We start from the raw sequence: 20,924 nt of genomic DNA, 5'->3' as shown, positions 1-20,924 counted from the left end.
AAGTTACCCAGTGTGACGACCGGTTTGCACGCCGAGCGCCCGTGTGGATGCGAATGGTTACAAAGACGCAATGATCCCGATACGAGCGCGGATCTCGATACACCCGCGCTTCGCGCGGGTACTCGATCAACGGTGGCGCGTCAGAGGACGTCGCCGCGACCGGTCAGCTTCAAGGCATCCACGACGCCCTTCACGCGCTGCGCGTGCTCGCTCGTCGTCACGAGGAGGGCATCGGGGGTGTCGACGACGACGATGTCCTTGACGCCGATGAGGCTGATGACGCGGTTCGTGTGGCTGACGACGATGCCACTCGCGGCATCCGACAGGATGCGGGCGTTCTCGCCGAGGATCGCGAGATCGTTCTTCCGCCCGCCGGAGTTGAGCTTCGCGAGGCTCGCGAAGTCGCCCACGTCGTCCCAGTCGAAGTGGCCCGGCACGACGGCGAGGCGGCCCTTCGCGGCGGCCGGCTCGGCGACGGCGTAGTCGATTGCGATCTTCTCCAGCCGCGGCCACACCCGGTCGACGACGGGGCCGCGCCGTTCGCGGTCGTCCCACGCCTCGGCGAGCTCCATGAGGCCCGCGTACAGCTCGGGGTTGTTCGCCTCGATCTCGGCGAGGAGCACGTCCGCCCGCGAGATGAACATGCCCGCGTTCCACAGGTAGTCGCGGGATGCCACGTACTCCTTGGCGGTCTCGAGGTCGGGCTTCTCGACGAAGCGCTCGACGAGAGCTCCTTCGGGCGCGCCCTCGACCGTGAGGATGTCGGCCTTCTTGATGTAGCCGAAGCCGACGGAGGGCTCGGTCGGGGTGATCCCGATCGTGCAGATGTACCCCTGGCGGGCGACGGCGACGGCCTGCTCGACGGCCCAGTGGAACACCGGCAGCACGCGGATGACGTGATCGGCCGCGAACGAGCCGATGATGACGTCGGGTTCCCGGCGGTGGAGGATCGCGGCCGCCAGACCGATCGCCGCCGCGGAGTCGCGCGGTTCCGACTCGAGGATGACGTTCGCGTCGGGGATGCCGGGGAGCTGGTCCTCGACGGCGGCGCGGTGCGCGCGCCCGGTCACGACGGCGATCCGGTCGTGTCCGGTGAGCGGCTCGAGCCGGTCCCACGTGTCGCGCAGCAGCGAGTGGCCGGACCCGGTGAGGTCGTGGAGGAACTTGGGCGCATCGGCCCGCGACAGGGGCCAGAGCCTCGAGCCCACCCCTCCGGCGGGGATCACGGCGTAGAAGTCGTCGATGGGGTGCACCATGGTTCGAGACTATCGGTCCCATGTTTCCGGGAGGGTCCGCGCGCATCCCCCGCGGCATCCACGCTCCACCCCCGAAAGACGGGGGACCGCCGCCCATCCGAAAGAAGGCCCTTTCCTGCCGATCTCTCGATATCGAGAGAAGTTAGGGTCCCCTTCCTCGCCGGGTCGCGGGAGGGCGACTTAGGATGAGATTGCGCCCCGTGTGCGACGAGTCGGGCCCCGCGGCCCCGCGGACGTCCCGCTCGCCGCAGCGTCGCGTCCGATCACACCAAGGGAGGACGACCGTGTCTGCACCAGCACGCGTCACACCGTCGGTAGCCCAGACCACGTCCAAGACCCCGCGCGGCACGCTGTACCGCGGCAATGAGGGCATGTGGTCGTGGGTCCTGCACCGCATCACCGGCGTCGCCATCTTCTTCTTCCTGCTCGTGCACGTGCTCGACACGGCGCTCATCCGCCTCTCCCCCGAGGCGTACGACGCGGTCATCGGCACGTACAAGAACCCGATCATGGGCATCGGCGAGGTGTTCCTCGTCGCCGCGATCGCCTACCACGCCTACAACGGCCTGCGCATCATCGCGGTCGATCTCTGGCCCTGGGCGACGCGCCACCAGCGTCAGCTGTGGTGGGGCGTCATCGGCCTGTGGGCCGTGACGCTCGCCGGCTTCGCGCCGCGCCACCTGATGAACGTCTTCGCGAACGCGGGAGGGGGTCACTGATGTCCTTCGTCCACGACGCACAGGAACGCGAGCTCGACGCGCACCTCGCCGACATCGCCGCCCCCCGCACTCCCCGCCCGCGCGGCCGGGGCCGCAACCTCGAGAAGTTCGGCTGGCTGTATATGCGCATCTCGGGTGTGCTGCTGGTCGTGCTCATCTTCGGGCACCTCTTCGTGAACCTGATGCTCGGCGAAGGCATCCACGGCATCGACTTCGCGTTCGTCGCCGGAAAGTTCGCGAGCCCGTTCTGGCAGTGGTGGGACGTGCTGATGCTGTGGCTCGCCCTCATCCACGGCGCCAACGGCATGCGCACGATCGTGAACGACTACGTGACCGGCGCGACCACCCGCAAGGTCCTGGTGTGGGCGCTGTGGATCGCGGCCGGGTTCCTGATCCTCCTCGGCACGCTCGTCGTCTTCACGTTCGACCCGTGCCTGGGCATCGAGAACTCGACGACCGACTGGCTGATCGAGATGTGCTCGGCCGCCTGAGCGGCATCCTGAGCGCGCTCGAGAAGACGACGAAGAAGAAGACGAAGGCATCCCTGACGTGAGCACCGCGACCACCGCGCATCCCGAAGCCGTCCTGCGTGACGGCGTGTACTACCACGAGTTCGACATCGTCATCGTCGGTGCCGGCGGCGCCGGCATGCGTGCGGCGATCGAGGCGGGCCCCGGTGCCCGCACGGCCGTCATCACGAAGCTCTACCCGACACGCTCGCACACGGGCGCCGCGCAGGGCGGCATGGCGGCCGCGCTCGCCAATGTCGAAGAGGACTCGTGGGAGTGGCACACCTTCGACACCGTCAAGGGCGGCGACTACCTCGTCGACCAGGACGCCGCGGAGATCCTCGCCAAGGAGGCGATCGACGCCGTCATCGACCTCGAGAACATGGGGCTGCCCTTCAACCGCACCCCCGAGGGCAAGATCGACCAGCGCCGCTTCGGCGGTCACACCGCCGACCACGGCAAGACGCCCGTGCGCCGCGCGTGCTACGCCGCCGACCGCACCGGCCACATGATCCTGCAGACGCTGTTCCAGAACTGCGTCAAGCTCGGCATCAACTTCTTCAACGAGTACTACGCGCTCGACCTCATCACGGTGAAGGATGCCGCGGGCGACACCCAGGTCGCGGGCGTCGTCGCGTACGAGCTCGCCACCGGCGACCTGCACGTCTTCCACTCGAAGGCGGTCATCTTCGCGACCGGCGGCTTCGGCAAGATCTACAAGACGACCTCCAACGCCCACACCCTCACGGGCGACGGCGTCGGCATCGTCTGGCGCAAGGGGCTGCCGCTCGAGGACATCGAGTTCTTCCAGTTCCACCCGACCGGTCTCGCCGGCCTCGGCATCCTGCTCACGGAGGGCGCCCGCGGTGAGGGCGCGATCCTGCGCAACGCCTCGGGCGAGCGGTTCATGGAGCGCTACGCCCCGACGATCAAGGACCTCGCTCCGCGCGACATCGTCGCCCGCTGCATGGTCAAGGAGGTGCTCGAAGGGCGCGGCGCCGGCCCGCACAAGGACTACGTCTACCTCGACTGCACCCACCTCGGCGCCGAGGTCCTCGAGACGAAGCTCCCCGACATCACCGAGTTCGCGCGCACGTACCTGGGCGTGGACCCGGTGACCGAGCCGGTCCCGGTCATGCCGACCGCGCACTATGCGATGGGCGGCATCCCGACCAACAACAACGGCGAGGTGCTGCAGAACAACGACACCGTCGTCCCGGGCCTTTACGCCGCCGGCGAGTGCGCGTGCGTGTCCGTCCACGGCGCCAACCGCCTCGGCACGAACTCGCTCCTCGACATCAACGTGTTCGGCAAGCGCTCGGGTCGCCAGGCCGTCGAGTACGTCAAGACGGCCGAGTTCGTCCCGCTCCCCGAGGACCCGGCGAAGGAGGTCCGCGAGATGTTGGAGGGCCTGCGCAACAACCCGGGCACCGAGCGCATCGCGGTTCTCCGCAAGACGCTGCAGGAGGAGATGGATGCCAACGCGCAGGTCTTCCGTACGGAGGAGACCCTCACCAACGTAATGGGCACGATCCACGACCTGCGTCAGCGCTACAAGAACATCCACGTCGACGACAAGGGCAAGCGGTTCAACACCGACCTGCTCGAGGCCGTCGAGCTCGGGTTCCTCCTCGACCTCGCCGAGATCGTCGCCTACGCCGCCCGCAACCGCAAGGAGAGCCGCGGCGGCCACATGCGCGAGGACTACGAGAAGCGCGACGACGAGAACTACATGCAGCACACGATGGCCTATCTCACGGGCGACCCGCACTCCCCCGACCCGGAGGACCACATCCGTCTGGACTGGAAGCCGGTGGTGTTCACGAAGAACGAGGCGGGCGAGTTGAACTACCCGCCGATGGAGAGGAAGTACTGATGACGCTCGTCGCCGACGATACCGCCGTCGTGGAATCGACGGGCGAGGCCCCGATCCAGTCGTACCTCGTCACCTTCAACATCCGCCGGTTCGACCCCGAGACCGACGCCGAGCCCCGCTGGGTCGATTACGACGTCGAGCTCTATCCCACCGACCGCGTGCTCGACGCGCTGCACAAGATCAAGTGGGAGGTCGACGGATCGCTGAGCTTCCGCCGCTCCTGCGCGCACGGCATCTGCGGCTCGGACGCGATGCGCATCAACGGCCGCAACCGCCTCGCCTGCAAAACCCTCATCAAGGATCTCGACATCTCGAAGCCGATCTACGTCGAGGCGATCAAGGGTCTGCCGCTGGAGAAGGACCTCATCGTCGACATGGAGCCCTTCTTCGCGTCGTACCGCGAGGTGCAGCCGTTCCTCATCGCGAACTCCAAGCCCGAAGCGGGTAAGGAGCGCATCCAGTCGATCGTCGACCGCGAGATCTTCGACGACACGACCAAGTGCATCCTGTGCGCGGCGTGCACCTCGTCGTGCCCCGTGTTCTGGACCGACGGGCAGTACTTCGGGCCGGCGGCGATCGTCAACGCGCACCGGTTCATCTTCGACTCGCGCGACGACGCGGCGACGACGCGACTGGACATCCTCAACGACAAGGAGGGCGTGTGGCGCTGCCGCACGACCTTCAACTGCACCGAGGCGTGCCCCCGCGGCATCGAGGTCACGAAGGCGATCGCCGAGGTCAAGCAGGCCGTCCTGCGGCACTGACCGCGCCCGCGGCTCGTCAGCACCCGGGGCGCGTCCTCGGCCCGGCATCCGCGCTCGATATCCTGACAGCGTGAGCGAGACACCCGACCGGATCGACGACGTCTGGCGTGCCCGCTGGGAGCAGTCTCCCCTGCGGGAGCGGCTCGACGAGCCGATCGAGCGGGCGACGAACCTGACGCGGAAGACGCTCGCATGGTTCCCGATCCGGGTGTGGCGGAACTTCCTGCGCAACAACGGGTTCCTCCTCGCCGCGGCGATCAGCTACCAGTCGCTGTTCGCGATGTTCTCCGTCATCTACACGGCCTTCGCCGTCGTCGGCATCTGGCTGGGCGGCAGCGCGTCGGCGGTCGCCAGGCTCATCTCGATCATGAACTCGTACATCCCGGGGATCATCGGCAAGGAGGAGGGGCAGGGCCTCGTCACCGAGACGGATGTCGCGGAGATCGCCCAGCAGTCGGGCAGCGTCCTCGCGATCACCGGTGCGGTCGCATTCGTCGTCGCCCTGTGGACGGCGATCGGGTTCGTCACCTTCACACGCCGCGCCGTGCGCGACATCTTCGGCCTGCCGTTCGACACGCGCAACTACGTGCTGCTGAAGGCGCGCGACTTCGTCGCCGCGGCGATGTTCGGCCTGGCCCTGCTGATCGGCGCGGCTCTCGCCGGCGTCACCACGGGGGTGATCGAGGCGGTCTTCGAGTTCTTCGGTTGGAAGAGCTCGTCGGGATGGGTCTGGATCGCCGGGCGTCTCGCGTCGGCGCTCGTCGCGTTCGTGATCAACACGGCCGCCCTCGCAGCGCTCATCCGGTTCCTCACTGGAACCTCGCTGCGCTGGCGGCTCATCCTCCCCGGCGCCGCGCTCGGCGGGGGCGCGCTCGTCGTCCTCCAGCTCGGCGCGGGGCTCCTCCTCTACTACTCCCCCTCGAACCCGCTCCTCGCGACCTTCTCGGTGTTCATCGGCTTCCTGCTGTGGTTCCGACTCGTTGGGATCGTCATCCTCGTCGCGGCATCCTGGGTCGCCCTCGCCGCGCGGGATGCCGACGTGCCGATGGTGCCGGTCACCGAGGAGGAACGCCGGCGACAGGAGCACGAGGCGCTGCTGATCGCCGCGCGGGTGCGCGTCCGCGATGCGCATGTCGCGCGCGCCGACGCGGCGTGGTGGGGACGCTGGGCCGCGACCCGCGACCTGCGGCGCGCGGAGGACGAACTCGCCCGGCTCGAGGCGGAGACGCCTGCCGGAATCGGCGGTGTGGGCGGCCCTCGTTAGGCTGTCCCGGTGCCCCAGAACCTCCGCCTCGCATCCGTCAACGTCAACGGCATCCGCGCCGCCGTCCGGAAGGGCATGCGGGATTGGCTGGATGCCGCGGATGTCGACGTCCTGACCCTGCAGGAGGTGCGCGCCGAGGCATCCGACCTCGCTGCGGCGCTCCCGGGGTGGCACGTCGTGAACGACGAGGCGCTCGCCAAGGGGCGCGCGGGCGTCGCGATCGCCACCCGGGAGCCGCTCGACGTCTGGCGCATCGAGCTCGGCGACGACGCGCTCGATTCGAAGGGCCGGTGGGTGGAGGCGGATATCCGCATGGGCGATGAGACCGTCACGATCGTCAGCGCCTACGTCTTCACCGGCGAAGACGGCACACCCAAGCAGGACGCGAAGTACGCCTTCCTCGACGCGATGACGGCGCGGATGCCGCAGCTCGGCCCCCTCGCGGTGATCACGGGCGACCTCAACGTCGGGCACCGAGAACTCGACATCCGCAACTGGAGGGGCAACGTCAAGAAGGCGGGGTTCCTGCCGCGGGAGCGCGCCTACTTCGACCGGTTCCTCGGACCCGCGGGCGAGGCGGTGACGGGTGTGGACGGATCGACCGGACCGGGGCTCGGCTGGGTCGACGTGGGTCGGCGCTGGGCGGGCGAGGTCGATGGGCCGTACTCGTGGTGGTCGAACCGCGGCAAGGCGTTCGACACCGACACCGGCTGGCGCATCGACTACCACCTCGCGACGCCCGCGCTCGCGGAGCGCGTGGTCGACTACCGCATCGTGCGCGCGCCGTCGTGGGACACGCGCTGGAGCGACCACGCCCCCGTCGTCGCCGACTACGCGTTCTGATCGGCGGCGGGGTGCCGGCCGCACGCGGGCTGCGCTCAGTCCGGACGTGATCGGGCCCGTGGCATCCACTCAATAGACTGGAGGGATGACCAGGCCCCGCCTCTACTCCGGAATGCAGCCGTCCGCCGACTCCCTCCAGATCGGCAACTACATCGGTGCGCTGCTGCAGTGGCGGGACCTGCAGGATGCCTACGAGGCCTTCTTCTCCGTCGTCGACCTGCACGCGCTCACCCAGCCGAACAACCCCGCGGAGCTGCGCGAGAAGACCCGCCGCACCGCCGCGCAGTACATCGCCGCCGGGATCGAGCCGTCGAAGTCGACCCTGTACGTCCAGTCGCACGTGCGCGCGCACGCGGAGCTCGCGTGGATCCTGTCGACGATCACGGGCTTCGGCGAGGCGAGCCGGATGACGCAGTTCAAGGACAAGTCGGCCCGCTACGGCACCGACGCGACGAACGTCGGACTCTTCACCTACCCCGTCCTGATGGCCGCCGACATCCTGCTCTATCAGACCGACATCGTGCCGGTCGGCGACGATCAGAAGCAGCACGTCGAGCTCACGCGCGACCTCGCCGAGCGGTTCAACTCGCGGTACGGCGCGGCCTTCACGGTGCCGATCCCGGTCATCCAGAAGGAGACCGCGCGCATCTACGACCTGCAGAACCCGACCGCGAAGATGTCGAAGTCGGCCGAGTCCGACGCGGGTGTGCTGTGGCTCCTCGACGACCCGGCCGTCTCGGCGAAGAAGATCATGCGCGCCGTGACCGACAACGACGGGACCGTGCGCTACGACCGCGAGTCCAAGCCCGGCGTCTCGAACCTGCTCACGATCTACGCGGCGCTCACCGGTCGGCAGATCCCGTCGATCGAGGACGAGTACGCCGGTCGCGGGTACGGCGATTTCAAGAAGGGTCTCGCCGAGGTCGTCGTGAACGAGTTCGGACCCGTCCGTCAGCGCGCGCTCGAGCTGCTCGCCGACCCCGCCGAGCTCGATCGGGTGCTCGCCGCGAACGCCGCGCGCGCCGACGAGGTCGCTGATGCGACCCTCACCGACGTGTACGACAAAGTCGGGCTGCTGCGCCGAGGCTGATCCGGGCCGCCCCGGGCCAACCTGGGCTCGCCGGGCCGCGCTTCGGGGCGGTTCGTCGGGCCGCGCGGCGTACCGTATTCAGTCTCTGCGTTGCGCGCTGTATCCGTGATCCCGCCCGAATGCGGGGTCGAGCGGCCTGCAAGCGCTCAGGGAGACTGAATACGGTACGCGACGCGCGATCCGCTGTCGGCGTCCCGACAGTCAGACCGGGCGCCGGACCGACCGCAGCACACCTCGGAGGGCTGCGATCACAGTCTCGGGCCGGTAAAAGATGTCCTCCGCCAGGAACCGGATGCGGAAGTACCCCCGCACGGCGAGCGCCATGTCACGGCGATAGTCGGTGCGTTGCTGCGCCCACTCGCTGTGGAACTGCTTGCTATCGCATTCGACGACCAGCCACCCGTCGACGAGGAGATCGACGCGCCCGACGCCATCGATGCGGACCTGCACCTCGACCCGGCATCCCAGCTTCACCAGGATGAGCCGCATCAGTGTCTCGGTGCCGGCCTCCGCGCGACCGTCGACGAAAAGTCGCAGCACCTGATGGCGGCGAGGAAGCTGGGCGAAGACATCGTCGAGTTGGCCTTCGGAGAGGAGCCGCGTGTTCAGTGCGCTGTCGATCGTCGCGATGGCCCGACCCGGCTCCTGACACCGGACCGCGTGCGCCACCGCGTCGACGATGTCGACCGCGCCGGCTGAGGCGGGCTCGGCGAGTCGCCGCCAGTGGAGGACGACATCACGTCGGTCACGCCGCGGGCGCAGGGCACCGCCGCCGTGCGGCGTGCGCATGCGGCTGTCACCACGCTCCATGTGCACGTGCAGCGTCGACGCGTCGAAGACGAACACTCCGAGCTCGGCGAGCAGCGAAAGGCACGCCAGCCGTCCTCCGATGCGCGCTGCGCGAAGGTGTGCGTCTGGCGCGTCCCCGGAGACGTAGAAGCCTTTACGCGCGCGGACGAGCGCGCCGGACGCGAGCGCGTGGCGGATCTGGCGAACGGTCATCCCCTTCCCGCGGAGTTCGGCGCGGGTCCAGACATCGAACATCCGGCCACTCTCCTGCGCACGCCGTGCGCGCGGCGGCCGAGATCGCGATCTGTGGATCAATCCTCCGAATGCGGCCTTGTGGAGGTCACGATGACGACGGCTGGGCAGCGCGGCGCGTACCGTATTCAGTCTGCGCGGGCACGGAAACGACGCTGGCCTGCGGGATTACGCGCAGGCGCGCCCGTCGCGGTACCCGCGAGACTGAATACGGTACGTCGGGACAACCGGCGCCACCGCGCCGAGGGCGGCGGATAGGGTCGGAGGATGGAACCGGTGATGCTGCGGACGGCCCGCCTGGAGCTGTCGGTGCCGGAGGCGGCGGACGCCGACGCGGTATTGGCGGCGTGTCAGGACCCCGAGATCCCGCGGTACACCTCCGTTCCCTCCCCGTTCGCGCGGGCAGACGCGGACCAGCTCATCGCCAAGGCGCACGCCGGCTGGGCGAGCGGCGAGCACCTCGTCTGGGCGATCCGCGACGCGGGCGCCCTGGTCGGGATCGTCGGGCTGTACCGCGTCGACGGACGTGGATCGGGTGAACTCGGGTACTGGCTCGCCGCACCCGCGCGGGGGCGCGGACTGCTCACCGAAGCCGCACGGACGGTGCTCGATTGGGGCTTCGCGCCGAGCGGGGCGGGACTGCACCGGATCGAATGGCACGCCGTCGTCGGCAACGACGCCTCGGCGCGCGTCGCGCAGGCGCTCGGGTTCCGATTCGAGGGCGTGCGGCGCGACGCGCTCATCGGCGAGGCCGGGCGCGTCGACGGCTGGGCGGCGGCACTCCTCCAGGCCGACGATCGCACCCCTCAGGTGTGGCCGTCGCCCCACGGCTGAGCCCGGCATCCGAGCCACGCGCCTGGGCCAGACGTCCGACCCGCATGTCGGTGCAACGTGCCAGGATGGCCCCATGCCGGAGATGCCCGAAGTGCAGGGTCTCGTCGATTTCCTCGCCGAGCGCGCGGTCGGCCTCGGGGTCACGACGGCGATGGTCGCGAACATCGCCGCGCTGAAGACCTACGACCCGCCCATCGAGGCGCTCCGCGGCGCTCACGTGACTGCGGCAACCCGGCACGGCAAGTTCATCGACCTGTCGATGGATGCCGCGAACGCCCCGCTCCACCTCATCTTCCATCTCGCCAAGGCGGGGTGGCTGCGCTGGTACGAGAAACTCCCCAGCACCGTCATCCGACCGGGGAAGACGCCGATCGCCCTGCGCGTCGGCTTCGACGACGGCTCGGGGCTCGACCTCACCGAGGCCGGGACGAAGAAGTCGCTCGCTGTCTACGTGGTCCGCGATCCGCAGGGTGTTCCGGGGGTCGCCCGCCTCGGTCCCGACCCCTTGGACGCGGCGTTCACGCGCGACGTCTTCGCGGCGCTCCTCGAGGGGCGGCGCACGCAGATCAAGGGTGTCCTGCGGGACCAGTCGATCATCGCCGGGGTCGGCAACGCGTACTCCGATGAGATCCTCCACGCCGCGAAGATGTCGCCGTACGCCCTCGCGGCGAACCTCGACCCCGGCGAGCGCACGCGCCTCTACGAGGCGATGCGGTCGACGCTGACGGATGCCGTGGCCCAGGCATCCGGTCGGCCGCCCGCTGACCTGAAGGACGCGAAGCGCCGCGGCATGGCCGTGCACGGCCGCCGCGGCGAGGCGTGTCCGGTGTGCGGGGACAAGGTCCGCAGCGTCTTCTTCGCGGACAATTCTCTCGAGTACTGTCCCACGTGCCAGACGGGTGGGAAGCTCTTGGCCGATCGGCGGCTCTCCCGGCTGCTGAAGTGATCTCGATACACCGCGGCGGCGCGGCGGCACTCGATCACCGGGGGCACCGCCGCGGCGCGGCGGCACTCGATCACCGGGGGCACCGCCGCGGCGCGGCGGCACTCGATCACCGGGGACAACCGGTATCGCCGGGCCGCCGACACGGAATGAAACCGGACGGCGCGCGTTGAGTAGGATCGAGAGCAGAACACACGTGCTCCGGGGTCGGTGAGAATCCGAACCGGCGGTGACAGTCCGCGAGCCCCGTCGCCCGAAAGGCGACGCGGGTCGACCCGGTGGAATTCCGGGACCGACGGTGATGCGGTGCTCTTCCGCGAGGAAGAAGCCGCGAGTCCGGATGAGAGGCAGCACGGGCGGAGCCGTTCGCGGCGCTCGCCGTGCCGATCGCGCATCGCACACCCCGGACACCGACGAAGGACGACGGATGACCGGTGCAGACGAGCACGAGCGGAGCGAAGGCGACCGCAGCGCGGGCGACGAGCGCGCGATGACGCGCGCGCTCGAACTCGCGCGCCGCGGCCCGCGCGGACTCAATCCGCAAGTGGGTGCCGTCCTCCTCTCCCCCGCCGGTGAGATCATCGCCGAGGGCTGGCACCGCGGCGCCGGCACCCCGCACGCCGAGGTGGATGCCCTCTCCAAGGTGACGGGGGATGCCGCCCACGGCGCCACCGCCATCGTCACCCTCGAGCCCTGCAACCACACCGGCCGCACCGGCCCGTGCGCCGAGGCGCTCATCGACGCCGGCGTCGCCCGCGTCGTCTATGCGGTCGACGACCCCGGAGCCCTCTCCGGCGGCGGCGCCGAACGCCTGCGTTCCGCGGGCATCGAAGTGACGGCGCACGTCGGCGAAGCCGACTCACGGGCACTCCTCGACTCGTGGCTCACGGTGCAGCGGCTCGGCCGTCCGCACGTCACGGTGAAGTGGGCGCAGTCGCTCGACGGGCGCGCCGCGGCATCCGACGGTACCAGTCAGTGGATCACCGGACCCGCCGCACGCGCCGACGTGCACATGCGGCGCGCGGAGGCCGATGCGGTCGTCGTCGGCACCGGAACGCTCCTCGCCGACGACCCCGCGCTCACGGCCCGCCGCACGGACGGCACCCTCTACGAAACGCAGCCGCGGCCTGTCGTCGTGGGCACCCGCGCCGTTCCGCAGGAGGCGCGCGTGCGCGCGCACCCCCTCCCCTTCATGCAGGACGAGGGCGACGACCTGCCCGACCTGCTGGGCCGCCTCCGCGAACTCGGCATCCAGCGCGTCTTCGTCGAGGGCGGCCCGACCCTCGCCTCGGCGTTCCTGCGGGCCGGGCTCGTCGACGAGGTGCTCGTGTACGTCGCGCCGACGCTGCTCGGCGGCGACCGCCTCGCGACGGGCGACCTCGGCGTGGCGACGATCGGTGCGCAGCGGCGCCTGCGGGTGGATGCCACGGAGCTGCTCGGCGACGACCTCCTCATCGTCGCGCGGCCGGCGCTGCGGGATGGTCTCGATACACCGGCGCTCCGCGCCGGCACTCGACCACCGGTTGACCCCCGCGCCGGCACTCGACCACCGGTTGACGGGCGATCAGCGGACGACGGAGAGGACTGACATGTTCACGGGCATCATCGAAGAGCGCGGCGAGGTCATCGCCGTCGCAGCGTCCGGCGACGGCCTGCGGCTCACGATCCGGGGGCCGCAGGCGGTGTCGGATGCCGCGCAGGGCGACTCGATCGCGGTCAGCGGCGTGTGCCTCACGGTCGTGGATCAGGGCGAGGACTGGTTCGCCGCCGACGTCATGCACCAGACCGTCGCCGTCACGAGCCTCGGCGGCATCGCACCGGGCGCTCCGGTCAACCTCGAACGCGCCCTCGCGACGCACACCCGCCTCGGCGGTCACATCGTGCAGGGCCACGTCGACGGCACGGGCACGGTGCTCGACGTGCGCCCCGGCGACGAGTGGCGGGTGCTGCGCGTCTCGCTCCCGGCGGATCTCGCCCCGCTCGTCGTCGACAAGGGCTCGATCACGCTCGACGGCGTCTCCCTCACCGTGAGCGCCGTGTCGGATGCCGCGGAGCCGGACCCATGGTTCGAGGTCTCGCTCATTCCCGAAACCCTCGAGGTCACGACGCTGGGCGGGCGCCGCGCCGGCGACGTCGTCAATCTCGAGACCGACATCCTCGCGCGCCACGTGCAGCGCCTCCTCGCCTTCACCACCACGCCGGCATCCCCGGCGCCGAACGACACCCCCAACGAAGGAGGCTCCCGATGAGCCCTTCCCCGGCCCTGCGCCTGTCCACCATCGCCGAGGCGCTCGACGCGCTGCGCGCCGGTAAGCCGGTCATCGTCGCCGACGACGAGAACCGCGAGAACGAGGGCGACATCATCCTGTCGGCCGAGCTCGCCACCCCCGAGTGGCTCGCCTGGACGATCCGCTGGTCGAGCGGCTTTCTCTGCGCCCCGATGCCCGCGGAGTGGGCCGATCGGCTCGACCTGCCCCCCATGGTCGCCGTCAACGAGGACTCCCGCGGCACCGCGTACACCGTGAGCGTCGATGCGGCGGACAAGGTGTCGACCGGCATCAGCGCGACCGACCGCTCGCACACCCTGAACGTCCTCGCGAACCCGGCATCCACGCCCGCGTCCGTCATCCGGCCGGGCCACATCCTGCCGCTGCGCGCCGTCGACGGCGGCGTCCGTGAGCGCGCCGGGCACACCGAGGCCGGCGTGGAGCTCATGAAGCTCGCCGGACTCCAGCCGGTCGCCGCGATCGGCGAGGTCGTCGCCGAAGACGGCTCGATGATGCGCCTGCCCGGCCTCATCGAGATGGGCGAGCGCGAAGGCATCCCCGTCATCACGATCGAGCAGCTGATCGCGCACCTCGACGGCACCGACCCCGCTCCCGTCGCCGACCATGCGCCCAAGCGACGCGTGAGCCTGCGCGCGGAGGCGCAGGTGCCGACGTCGCACGGCTCCTTCCGCTTCCTCGCGTACAAGGACCGCATCACCGGCACGGACCACATCGCGGTCGTGTCGGGCGATCTCTCCGAGGCGGCGCCGCTCGTGCGCGTCCACTCGGAGTGCCTCACCGGCGAAGCGTTCGGCTCGCTCAAATGCGAGTGCGGACCGCAGCTGGATGCCGCGCTGGACGCCATCGACAAGGACGGCGGCGTCGTCGTGTACATGCGCGGCCACGAAGGCCGCGGGATCGGCCTGATCAACAAGCTGCGCGCGTACAGCCTGCAGGAGCGCGGGCTCGACACCGTCGACGCGAACCTCGCGCTCGGCCTGCCCGCCGATGCGCGCGACTACGCGGCGGCCGCCGGCATCCTCGCCGACCTCGGCGTCGAGAAGCTGCGCCTGCTGACCAACAACACCGACAAGGTCGCTCAGCTGCGCGAGCTCGGGCTCGAGATCGTCGAGCAGGTGCCCCTCGTCGTCGGCGTCGGCCCCAACAACCACCAATACCTCGAGACCAAGCGCGACCGGATGGGTCACATCATCGGCGCCGCCGAACTCGAGGCCGCGCTCGCTCAGGGCGCGGACAACACCCGCACCACGGAGGAGATCGCATGAGCGGCCACGGAGCCCCCCAGACCCAGCCCGTCGACGCGGCGGGCCTGCGCGTCGTCGTCGTCGCCGGCCAGTGGCACGACGTCATCACCGACGGGCTCATCGCCGGAGCCGAGCGTGTGCTCGACGCCGCCGGAGCCGACTGGCGGCTCGTCCGCGTCCCGGGGTCGTTCGAGCTGCCTGTCGCCGCGAAGGCCGCGCTGGATGCCGGGGCGGACGCCGTCGTCGCGCTCGGCGTCATCATCCGCGGCGGCACTCCCCACTTCGAGTTCGTCTCCTCGGCCGCGACCGACGGCCTCACGCGCGTCGCGCTGGATGCCGGCAAGCCGGTCGGGTTCGGCGTGCTGACGCTCGACGACGAGCAGCAGGGCATCGACCGCGCGGGCCTCCCCGGCTCGAAGGAGGACAAGGGCGCAGAGGCGGCGGATGCGGCCCTGCGCACCGCGCTCCTCCTGCGCGAACTGCGCGGCTGATCCAGCCCGCCGTCCCGCGCCCCGCATCCGCGAGGCGCGGATGCGGGGCGCGTGATCCTTCAGCTAGGCTGAGGGTATGGAGATCCTGCGTCACGCCGTCGTCCTCGTCCACCTGACCGGTTTCGCGATCCTCTTCGGGGCGTGGGCGGTCGAAGCGATCGGTCAGCGCCGTATCACGCGGCTGATGACCTGGGGCATGGTCATCGCCGCCGTCGCCGGCCTCGCCCTCGCCGCACCGTGGGGCATCGAGTACTCGCTGAACTACACCAAGCTCGGCGTCAAGCTCGTCGTGCTGCTCGCGATCGGCGCCCTCCTCGGCATCGGGACCGCCCGCCAGCGCAGGAACGGGTCCGTCGCTCCCGCGCTCTTCTGGTCGATCGGCATCCTGACGTTCCTCAACGCCGCGCTCGCCGTCCTCTGGCGCTGAGTCTCACCGTCCGTGGCACCGAGACGGTGACAGCGGCGTAGGATCGTCTCTCGTGCGCCGGGACACCGCCGGCGCCCCCGGTGCCCACACAGCCGTCGCGCCCGCCGCGCCACCCCTGCCCCGGACGCTCGCCACCGGCGCGTCCCACGAGGACCTACGAACCGACATCGTTAGGTAGCTCTTCCGCCCATGTCCACTGCAACCGCGGCCCCCGCCGCGCCCGCCAACCCGCGCTCGCGTGTCATCACCGCGAGCCTCGTCGGCACGACCATCGAGTTCTACGACTTCTACGTCTACGCGACGGCCGCCGTCCTCGTCTTCCCGATCCTCTTCTTCCCGACCGGCAACGACACGACCTCTCTGCTGTCGTCGTTCGCCGTCTTCGGCGCGGCGATGGTCGCGCGCCCCATCGGCGCCGTCGTCTTCGGACACTTCGGCGACCGCTTCGGCCGCAAGGCGACACTCGTCGCGTCCCTCCTCACGATGGGGATCGCGACGTTCCTCATCGGATGCCTCCCCACGTTCGGCCAGATCGGCTGGTGGGCGGCGCTCCTCCTCCTCGTCCTGCGCCTGTTCCAGGGCTTCGCGCTCGGCGGCGAGTGGTCGGGCGCCGCGCTCGTCGCGACCGAGAACGCTCCGAAGGGAAAGCGCGCCTGGTACGGCACGTTCCCGCAGCTGGGTGCTCCGATCGGGTTCATCATCGCGAACACGATCTTCCTCCTCATCAACTTCGCCCTCCCCCACCCCGACGGCCCGGCGCAGCGCTCCGAGGCGTTCCTCGCGTGGGGCTGGCGGGTGCCGTTCCTCTTCTCGGCCGTCATGGTCATCATCGGCCTGTGGGTGCGCCTCAAGCTCGTCGAGTCGGAGACGTTCACGAAGGCCGAGAAGACCGGTGCGATCCGCCGATTCCCGCTCGGCGAGGTCTTCCGCACGAACACCAAGAACCTCGTCCTCGGCACGTTCATCATGCTGGCGACGTACGTGCTCTTCTACCTGATGACGAGCTTCACGCTCTCCTACGGCACCAAGCCCACGGATGCCCCGGTCCCCGGCCTCGGATTCGGCTACACCGACTTCGTCATCATGCAGATCGTCGGCGTGCTGTTCTTCGGCATCTTCACCCTGCTGTCGGGGCCGATCGCCGACGCCATCGGGCGCCGGAAGCTCCTCATCTGGATCACGGTCGCCATCGCGGTCTTCGGCCTGATGTTCAACGTCTTCCTCATGCCGCAGCTCGACGCGAAGTTCACCGGGGCCCTCGCCCAGGCCTTCCTCATCATCGGGTTCATGCTGATGGGCGCGACGTTCGGCCCGATGGGCGCGGTGCTGCCGGAGCTCTTCCCCACCAACGTCCGGTACACGGGCTCGGCGATCTCGTACAACGTGTCGTCGATCCTCGGCGCGGCGCTCGCGCCTCTCGTCGCGGTCGGCCTGTGGGCGGCCGCGGGCGGGCAGCCCTGGCTCGTGGGCCTGTACCTCAGCGGCTCGGCCGTGCTGACCCTCATCGCCCTGCTGCTCTCGAAGGAGACGAAGGACGTCGACTACGACACGAACATCGGTCTCGGCGAGACCGGATCGCTCTGACCGGCGTCACCGGCAGGAGGTGAGGGATGCCGTGCGGGCTCGCCTGCGCGGCATCCCTCACCTCACCCTCAGTCCAGGAACAGGGCTCGCAATCGCCGCGTCGTGAAGACGAGACCGACCGCGATCATGACGACGTAGTACAGCACGTGCCAGAGCATGCCGACGCCGAGGACACCGGTCGTGAGCCCGCGGATGAGCTCGACGCCGTGCCACAGCGGCAGCGCCATCACGACGTGCTGCACCCACTCGGGGTAGACGCTGATCGGATAGAACGTCGCGGAGAAGAGGAACATCGGCAGGAGGACGAAGTTGATCCAGTCCATCTGCTGGAAGGTCTTCATGTAGCTCGTGACGCCCATCCCGAGGCTCGCGAAGCCGAACGCGATGAGGAGCACGGCCGGGAGGGCGAGGATCGCCGTCCACGACAGGTTCAGCCCCAGGATCTGCATGATGATCATGAACCCCGTGGCGTACGCGAGCCCCCGCAGGAGCGCGTAGAGGATCTCGCCGAGTGCCACGTCGAGCGGCCCGAGCGACGTCGCGAGCATGCCCTCGTAGAGCCGTCCGTAGTTGAGGCGGAAGAACACGTTCCACGTCGAGTCGTAGATCGCCCCGTTCATCGCCGAGACCGCGAGGAGGGCCGGCGCGATGAACGCCGCGTAGCTGACCTCGATGCCCTGCGAGGTCTGCACGTCGCCCACCAGTGCACCCAGGCCGATGCCCATGGATGCCAGGTAGAAGACGGGCTCGAAGAACCCCGACAGCACGACCGCCCAGCTCGACGAGCGGGCGGCGATGAGCCCGCGCTGCACGACCGCCTGCGGATTGCCCGCCCAGAGCGCGCGCACACCGCCGCCGCGGATGCTCGCCTCGGTCACGGCGGCGGTCATTTCGCGAGCCTCGCGATGAACACGCGCCGCGCCCACAGGTAGCCGACCACGATGAGGACGAGGAGATACGCGAGGTGCACCGCGATCATCACGGGGGCGACATCCGCTCCGTACGTGGCGACGCGGCCGAGCTCGGCGCCGTGCCACAGCGGCGAGATCCAGCCGATCCACTGCAGCCACACCGGCAGGGTGTCGAGGGGGTAGAACGTGCCGGAGAAGAGGAACATCGGCATGAAGAGGAACCGCTGCACGAGCGCGAACTGCCCCTTGTCGTCCTCGATCGACCCCGCGTAGGCCATGAGCGGCACGCCGAAGGCGAGCCCCGCGAGCACGCCCGCGACGATCGCGAGCCAGCCGGTCGCGGGGTTCGGGACCGCGCCGAAGGGCAGCAGCCAGACGATGAGGTAGTACGCTGCCGCGGCCACGACCATGCGCGCCGTCGCGCCCGCGATCACGCCGTTCGCGATCTGTGGGCTCGACAGCGGTGACGCGTTGAAGCCGTAGAAGTAGCGCCGCCACTTGAACCCCGCCATCACGGGGTAGGTCATCTCCTCGCTCGCGACCGAGATCGTCGCGGTGGCAAGGAGGGCCGGCGCGACGAACATCAGGTAGCTCACCGTGACGCCGTGGTCGACGATCGGCACCTGGATGAGGGCGGCGAGACCCACGGCCAGACCGAGGAGGTACAGGATCGGCTGACCGACGGCGCCGACGACGATCGTCCAGCCGTACGCGCGCATCGCGCGCACCATGTGCTCGGTGACGTACCAGCTGCCGAAGCGGCGGGGCTTGCGCGCCCACGCGAGGGCCTCGGCGCGGAGCTCGTCGATCGTCGGGTGGGGCAGGGCCGTCACGGCGGCATCCGTCGGCGCCCCGCCGAAGGGCCGGTCGGCGGTCGAGTCGGAGGACGCGCTCATTCGATCAGCGACCTTCCGGTGAGCCGCAGGAACACGTCCTCGAGCGAGGAGCGACGCACGAGAGACGTGATCGGCTCGAGCCCGGCCGCGGTGACCCGCTCGAGCGCAGCCTCGCCGTCGGCCGCGTAGATGAGGATCCGGTCGGGCAGGACCTCGAGGCGATCGCCGACGCCCTGCAGGCGCTCGGCGGCCGGCGCGTTGCGGTCGGAGCCGAAGCGCACCTCGAGCACCTCCCGGCTGGAGTGCTCGCGGATGAGGGATGCCGGGGTGCCCTCCGCCATGATCCGCCCCTTGTCGACGACGATGAGGCGGTCGCACAGCTGCTCCGCCTCGTCCATGTAGTGGGTCGTCAGGACGAGCGTCGTGCCGCGCTCCTTGAGGCGGAACAGGCGGTCCCACAGCACGTGGCGCGCCTGCGGGTCGAGGCCCGTCGTGGGCTCGTCGAGAAGAAGGATGCGCGGATCGTTGATGAGGCCGCGGGCGATCGTGAGGCGCCGCTTCATGCCGCCCGAGAGCTGGTCGACCTTGCTCTTCGCCTTGTCCTCGAGCTGAGCGAACGCGAGCAGCTCGTCGGCCTTCTGGTGGCACACGCGCCCGGGCAGGCCGAAGTAGCGACCGTAGATGTAGAGGTTCTCGCGCGCATTGAGCTCGCCGTCGAGGTTGTCCTGCTGCGGGACCACGCCGAGTCTCGACCGGATCTCGGGGCCGTGGCGGTCGGGGTCCAGCCCGAGGATCTCCAGCTCGCCGCCGGTGCGCGTGGAGACGGCGCCGATCATCTTCATCGTCGTCGACTTGCCCGCCCCGTTCGGACCGAGCAGGCCGAACGACTCGCCGGGCGCGACCTCGAAGTCCAACCCGTCGACGGCGAGGAAATCGGGCGCCCCCTTCACCTTGTAGGCCTTGGCCAGGCGGGACGCACGGATGACGGAGGAAGGCACGCCCCCACGCTATCGGCGGGTGGCGACACCGTGAAGCGGGCAGAATGGGCGACGACGAAAGGACTCCCGAATGCCCGCACCGCACGCCCCCGCCGTCCTCGTGATCGGCGAAGCGCTCATGGACATCACGGTGACCGGCGACGAGACGGTCGAGACCCCGGGCGGAGGGCCCGCGAACATCGCACTCGGCCTCGCCCGACGCGATGTCGACGCGGCCCTGCTCACGCGGCTCGGCGACGACGAGCGCGGCCGTGCGATCGCGCGTCACCTCGAGGCATCCGGTGTCGGGATCCTGCCGGAGTCGTTCCACGCCGGCACGACGTCCACCGCTCGCGCGACGCTCGACGAGCGGGGGGCGGCGACCTACGACTTCGACATCTCGTGGGACGTCCCGGCCGATGTCGCCGTCGGCGATGTCCCCGTCATCCACACCGGCTCGCTCGGCGTGTTCCTCGAGCCGGGCGCAGACACTGTGGCGGCCGTCCTCGACGCGCACCCGGACGCCGTCATCACGTTCGACCCCAACATCCGCCCCGGCCTCGTCGGAGACCCGGATGCCGCGCGCGAGCGCTTCGAGGCGATCGCCCGCCGCGCGACGGTCGTGAAGTTGAGCGACGAGGATGCCGCGTATCTCTTCGCGATCGACAGCGTGGACGCCGTCATCGACGCGATCCTCGCGCTCGGGCCGGCCCTGGTCGCCGTCACGCGCGGCGGCGACGGCGCCACCCTGTCGACCCGCGAGCACCGGGTGGAGGTAGACGCCCCCCGCGTCGACGTCGTGGACACGATCGGCGCAGGCGACACCTTCATGGCCTCACTGCTCGCCGAGCCCGCCATCCGCGCGGGCGCCGAGCTGGACGGCGACGACCTCGCGGCCATCGGCCGGCGCGCGGTCGCCGCCGCGGCGGTCACGGTCAGCCGCACGGGGGCCGACCTGCCGTGGGCGAGCGAGCTCGACGCCTAGACCGGGCAAGGACGGGCGCGCGCGGACGGGCGCTGGGAAGAG

At 70.1% G+C, this 20,924-nt stretch carries 21 protein-coding genes; 16 read left to right on the top strand and 5 right to left on the bottom strand.

The genetic code is table 11. The features are described from left to right. Positions 1-140: 140 nt before the first annotated feature. Positions 141-1,256, bottom strand: a complete 1,116-nt coding sequence (locus tag J0I43_RS15330) for a mannose-1-phosphate guanylyltransferase (RefSeq protein WP_292865820.1) — start codon at positions 1,254-1,256, stop codon at positions 141-143. 284 nt (positions 1,257-1,540) lie between these two features. On the opposite strand from J0I43_RS15330, the gene sdhC reads away from it, so the two are divergent. The 7 genes from sdhC (at position 1,541) to trpS (ending at position 8,321) form a co-directional block, all read left to right on the top strand. Further along, on the top strand, positions 1,541-1,975 hold the full coding sequence (gene sdhC / locus J0I43_RS15325) for a succinate dehydrogenase, cytochrome b556 subunit (RefSeq protein WP_292865817.1): 435 nt from the start codon (positions 1,541-1,543) through the stop codon (positions 1,973-1,975). Next, a complete protein-coding gene (locus J0I43_RS15320; protein ID WP_292865814.1) occupies positions 1,975-2,466 on the top strand; it encodes a succinate dehydrogenase hydrophobic membrane anchor subunit in 492 nt (163 codons plus the stop codon). Before sdhC ends, J0I43_RS15320 begins: the two co-directional genes overlap by 1 nt. A gap of 58 nt (positions 2,467-2,524) precedes the next feature. Further along, complete coding sequence (sdhA, locus tag J0I43_RS15315) at positions 2,525-4,360, top strand: succinate dehydrogenase flavoprotein subunit (protein WP_292865811.1); 1,836 nt, start codon at positions 2,525-2,527, stop codon at positions 4,358-4,360. After that, entirely contained in the window at positions 4,360-5,124 is a 765-nt protein-coding gene (locus J0I43_RS15310; protein ID WP_292865808.1) for a succinate dehydrogenase iron-sulfur subunit, read from the top strand. Before sdhA ends, J0I43_RS15310 begins: the two co-directional genes overlap by 1 nt. A gap of 70 nt (positions 5,125-5,194) precedes the next feature. Continuing rightward, positions 5,195-6,388, top strand: a complete 1,194-nt coding sequence (locus J0I43_RS15305; protein WP_292865805.1) for a YihY/virulence factor BrkB family protein — start codon at positions 5,195-5,197, stop codon at positions 6,386-6,388. Positions 6,389-6,397: 9 nt separating this feature from the next. Beyond that, positions 6,398-7,231 carry an exodeoxyribonuclease III gene (locus J0I43_RS15300; protein WP_292865802.1) on the top strand — a complete coding sequence of 278 codons (834 nt, stop codon included), beginning with the start codon at positions 6,398-6,400 and terminating at the stop codon, positions 7,229-7,231. Between the two features lie 85 nt (positions 7,232-7,316). After that, positions 7,317-8,321 carry a tryptophan--tRNA ligase gene (gene trpS, locus J0I43_RS15295; RefSeq protein ID WP_292865799.1) on the top strand — a complete coding sequence of 335 codons (1,005 nt, stop codon included), beginning with the start codon at positions 7,317-7,319 and terminating at the stop codon, positions 8,319-8,321. 201 nt (positions 8,322-8,522) lie between these two features. On the opposite strand, the gene J0I43_RS15290 is transcribed toward trpS, so the two are convergent. Next, on the bottom strand, positions 8,523-9,365 hold the full coding sequence (locus J0I43_RS15290) for an endonuclease domain-containing protein (RefSeq protein WP_292865796.1): 843 nt from the start codon (positions 9,363-9,365) through the stop codon (positions 8,523-8,525). Between the two features lie 264 nt (positions 9,366-9,629). Between J0I43_RS15290 and J0I43_RS15285 the strand changes: the two genes are divergently transcribed. The 8 genes from J0I43_RS15285 to J0I43_RS15250 all read left to right on the top strand — a co-directional run bounded on the left by J0I43_RS15285 (position 9,630) and on the right by J0I43_RS15250 (position 17,173). Next, positions 9,630-10,196, top strand: a complete 567-nt coding sequence (locus J0I43_RS15285) for a GNAT family N-acetyltransferase (RefSeq protein WP_292865793.1) — start codon at positions 9,630-9,632, stop codon at positions 10,194-10,196. Between the two features lie 73 nt (positions 10,197-10,269). Further along, positions 10,270-11,142: a DNA-formamidopyrimidine glycosylase family protein gene (locus J0I43_RS15280; protein WP_292865790.1), complete on the top strand. Its 873-nt coding sequence runs from the start codon at positions 10,270-10,272 to the stop codon at positions 11,140-11,142. 424 nt (positions 11,143-11,566) lie between these two features. Beyond that, complete coding sequence (ribD, locus tag J0I43_RS15275) at positions 11,567-12,727, top strand: bifunctional diaminohydroxyphosphoribosylaminopyrimidine deaminase/5-amino-6-(5-phosphoribosylamino)uracil reductase RibD (RefSeq protein WP_292865787.1); 1,161 nt, start codon at positions 11,567-11,569, stop codon at positions 12,725-12,727. A gap of 1 nt (position 12,728) precedes the next feature. After that, the gene (locus tag J0I43_RS15270) at positions 12,729-13,388 is read left to right on the top strand and encodes a riboflavin synthase (RefSeq protein ID WP_292865784.1); all 660 of its coding nucleotides are present in this window, start codon (positions 12,729-12,731) and stop codon (positions 13,386-13,388) included. 14 nt (positions 13,389-13,402) lie between these two features. Continuing rightward, positions 13,403-14,692, top strand: coding sequence for a GTP cyclohydrolase II (gene ribA / locus J0I43_RS15265; protein WP_292865959.1), 1,290 nt, complete (start codon positions 13,403-13,405; stop codon positions 14,690-14,692). Beyond that, positions 14,689-15,162: a 6,7-dimethyl-8-ribityllumazine synthase gene (gene ribH, locus J0I43_RS15260; protein WP_292865781.1), complete on the top strand. Its 474-nt coding sequence runs from the start codon at positions 14,689-14,691 to the stop codon at positions 15,160-15,162. Before ribA ends, ribH begins: the two co-directional genes overlap by 4 nt. A gap of 76 nt (positions 15,163-15,238) precedes the next feature. Next, positions 15,239-15,589: a Fe-S protein gene (locus J0I43_RS15255; RefSeq protein WP_292865778.1), complete on the top strand. Its 351-nt coding sequence runs from the start codon at positions 15,239-15,241 to the stop codon at positions 15,587-15,589. Positions 15,590-15,778: 189 nt separating this feature from the next. Next, positions 15,779-17,173 (top strand): MFS transporter, encoded by a 1,395-nt coding sequence (locus J0I43_RS15250; protein WP_292865775.1) that lies wholly within the window; start codon positions 15,779-15,781, stop codon positions 17,171-17,173. A 68-nt stretch (positions 17,174-17,241) separates the two neighbouring features. On the opposite strand, the gene J0I43_RS15245 is transcribed toward J0I43_RS15250, so the two are convergent. From J0I43_RS15245 to J0I43_RS15235, 3 genes are read right to left on the bottom strand one after another with little or no spacing between them, the layout of a single operon-like run. Beyond that, positions 17,242-18,063: an ABC transporter permease gene (locus tag J0I43_RS15245; RefSeq protein WP_292865773.1), complete on the bottom strand. Its 822-nt coding sequence runs from the start codon at positions 18,061-18,063 to the stop codon at positions 17,242-17,244. Then, on the bottom strand, positions 18,060-18,980 hold the full coding sequence (locus J0I43_RS15240; RefSeq protein WP_292865770.1) for an ABC transporter permease: 921 nt from the start codon (positions 18,978-18,980) through the stop codon (positions 18,060-18,062). The genes J0I43_RS15245 and J0I43_RS15240 overlap by 4 nt, the downstream gene beginning before the upstream one ends. Then, positions 18,977-19,918: an ABC transporter ATP-binding protein gene (locus tag J0I43_RS15235; protein ID WP_292865767.1), complete on the bottom strand. Its 942-nt coding sequence runs from the start codon at positions 19,916-19,918 to the stop codon at positions 18,977-18,979. The genes J0I43_RS15240 and J0I43_RS15235 overlap by 4 nt, the downstream gene beginning before the upstream one ends. A gap of 70 nt (positions 19,919-19,988) precedes the next feature. On the opposite strand from J0I43_RS15235, the gene J0I43_RS15230 reads away from it, so the two are divergent. Beyond that, a complete protein-coding gene (locus tag J0I43_RS15230; protein ID WP_292865764.1) occupies positions 19,989-20,882 on the top strand; it encodes a carbohydrate kinase in 894 nt (297 codons plus the stop codon). Positions 20,883-20,924 lie beyond the last annotated feature (42 nt).

Origin of the sequence: Microbacterium sp., from assembly GCF_017305435.1 — a bacterium.
GTDB lineage: Bacteria > Actinomycetota > Actinomycetes > Actinomycetales > Microbacteriaceae > Microbacterium.
This window is presented reverse-complemented; position numbering and strand designations above follow the sequence as displayed.

What these genes read in the sequence shown, in the direction of transcription:
- J0I43_RS15330 (WP_292865820.1), bottom strand. Translation starts at nt 1,256, where the DNA reads ATGGTGCACCCCATCGACGACTTCTACGCCGTGATCCCCGCCGGAGGG.
- J0I43_RS15320 (WP_292865814.1), top strand. Translation starts at nt 1,975, where the DNA reads ATGTCCTTCGTCCACGACGCACAGGAACGCGAGCTCGACGCGCACCTC.
- J0I43_RS15310 (WP_292865808.1), top strand. Translation starts at nt 4,360, where the DNA reads ATGACGCTCGTCGCCGACGATACCGCCGTCGTGGAATCGACGGGCGAG.
- trpS (WP_292865799.1), top strand. Translation starts at nt 7,317, where the DNA reads ATGACCAGGCCCCGCCTCTACTCCGGAATGCAGCCGTCCGCCGACTCC.
- J0I43_RS15290 (WP_292865796.1), bottom strand. Translation starts at nt 9,365, where the DNA reads ATGTTCGATGTCTGGACCCGCGCCGAACTCCGCGGGAAGGGGATGACC.
- J0I43_RS15285 (WP_292865793.1), top strand. Translation starts at nt 9,630, where the DNA reads ATGGAACCGGTGATGCTGCGGACGGCCCGCCTGGAGCTGTCGGTGCCG.
- J0I43_RS15280 (WP_292865790.1), top strand. Translation starts at nt 10,270, where the DNA reads ATGCCGGAGATGCCCGAAGTGCAGGGTCTCGTCGATTTCCTCGCCGAG.
- ribD (WP_292865787.1), top strand. Translation starts at nt 11,567, where the DNA reads ATGACCGGTGCAGACGAGCACGAGCGGAGCGAAGGCGACCGCAGCGCG.
- J0I43_RS15270 (WP_292865784.1), top strand. Translation starts at nt 12,729, where the DNA reads ATGTTCACGGGCATCATCGAAGAGCGCGGCGAGGTCATCGCCGTCGCA.
- ribH (WP_292865781.1), top strand. Translation starts at nt 14,689, where the DNA reads ATGAGCGGCCACGGAGCCCCCCAGACCCAGCCCGTCGACGCGGCGGGC.
- J0I43_RS15255 (WP_292865778.1), top strand. Translation starts at nt 15,239, where the DNA reads ATGGAGATCCTGCGTCACGCCGTCGTCCTCGTCCACCTGACCGGTTTC.
- J0I43_RS15250 (WP_292865775.1), top strand. Translation starts at nt 15,779, where the DNA reads ATGTCCACTGCAACCGCGGCCCCCGCCGCGCCCGCCAACCCGCGCTCG.
- J0I43_RS15245 (WP_292865773.1), bottom strand. Translation starts at nt 18,063, where the DNA reads ATGACCGCCGCCGTGACCGAGGCGAGCATCCGCGGCGGCGGTGTGCGC.
- J0I43_RS15240 (WP_292865770.1), bottom strand. Translation starts at nt 18,980, where the DNA reads ATGAGCGCGTCCTCCGACTCGACCGCCGACCGGCCCTTCGGCGGGGCG.
- J0I43_RS15230 (WP_292865764.1), top strand. Translation starts at nt 19,989, where the DNA reads ATGCCCGCACCGCACGCCCCCGCCGTCCTCGTGATCGGCGAAGCGCTC.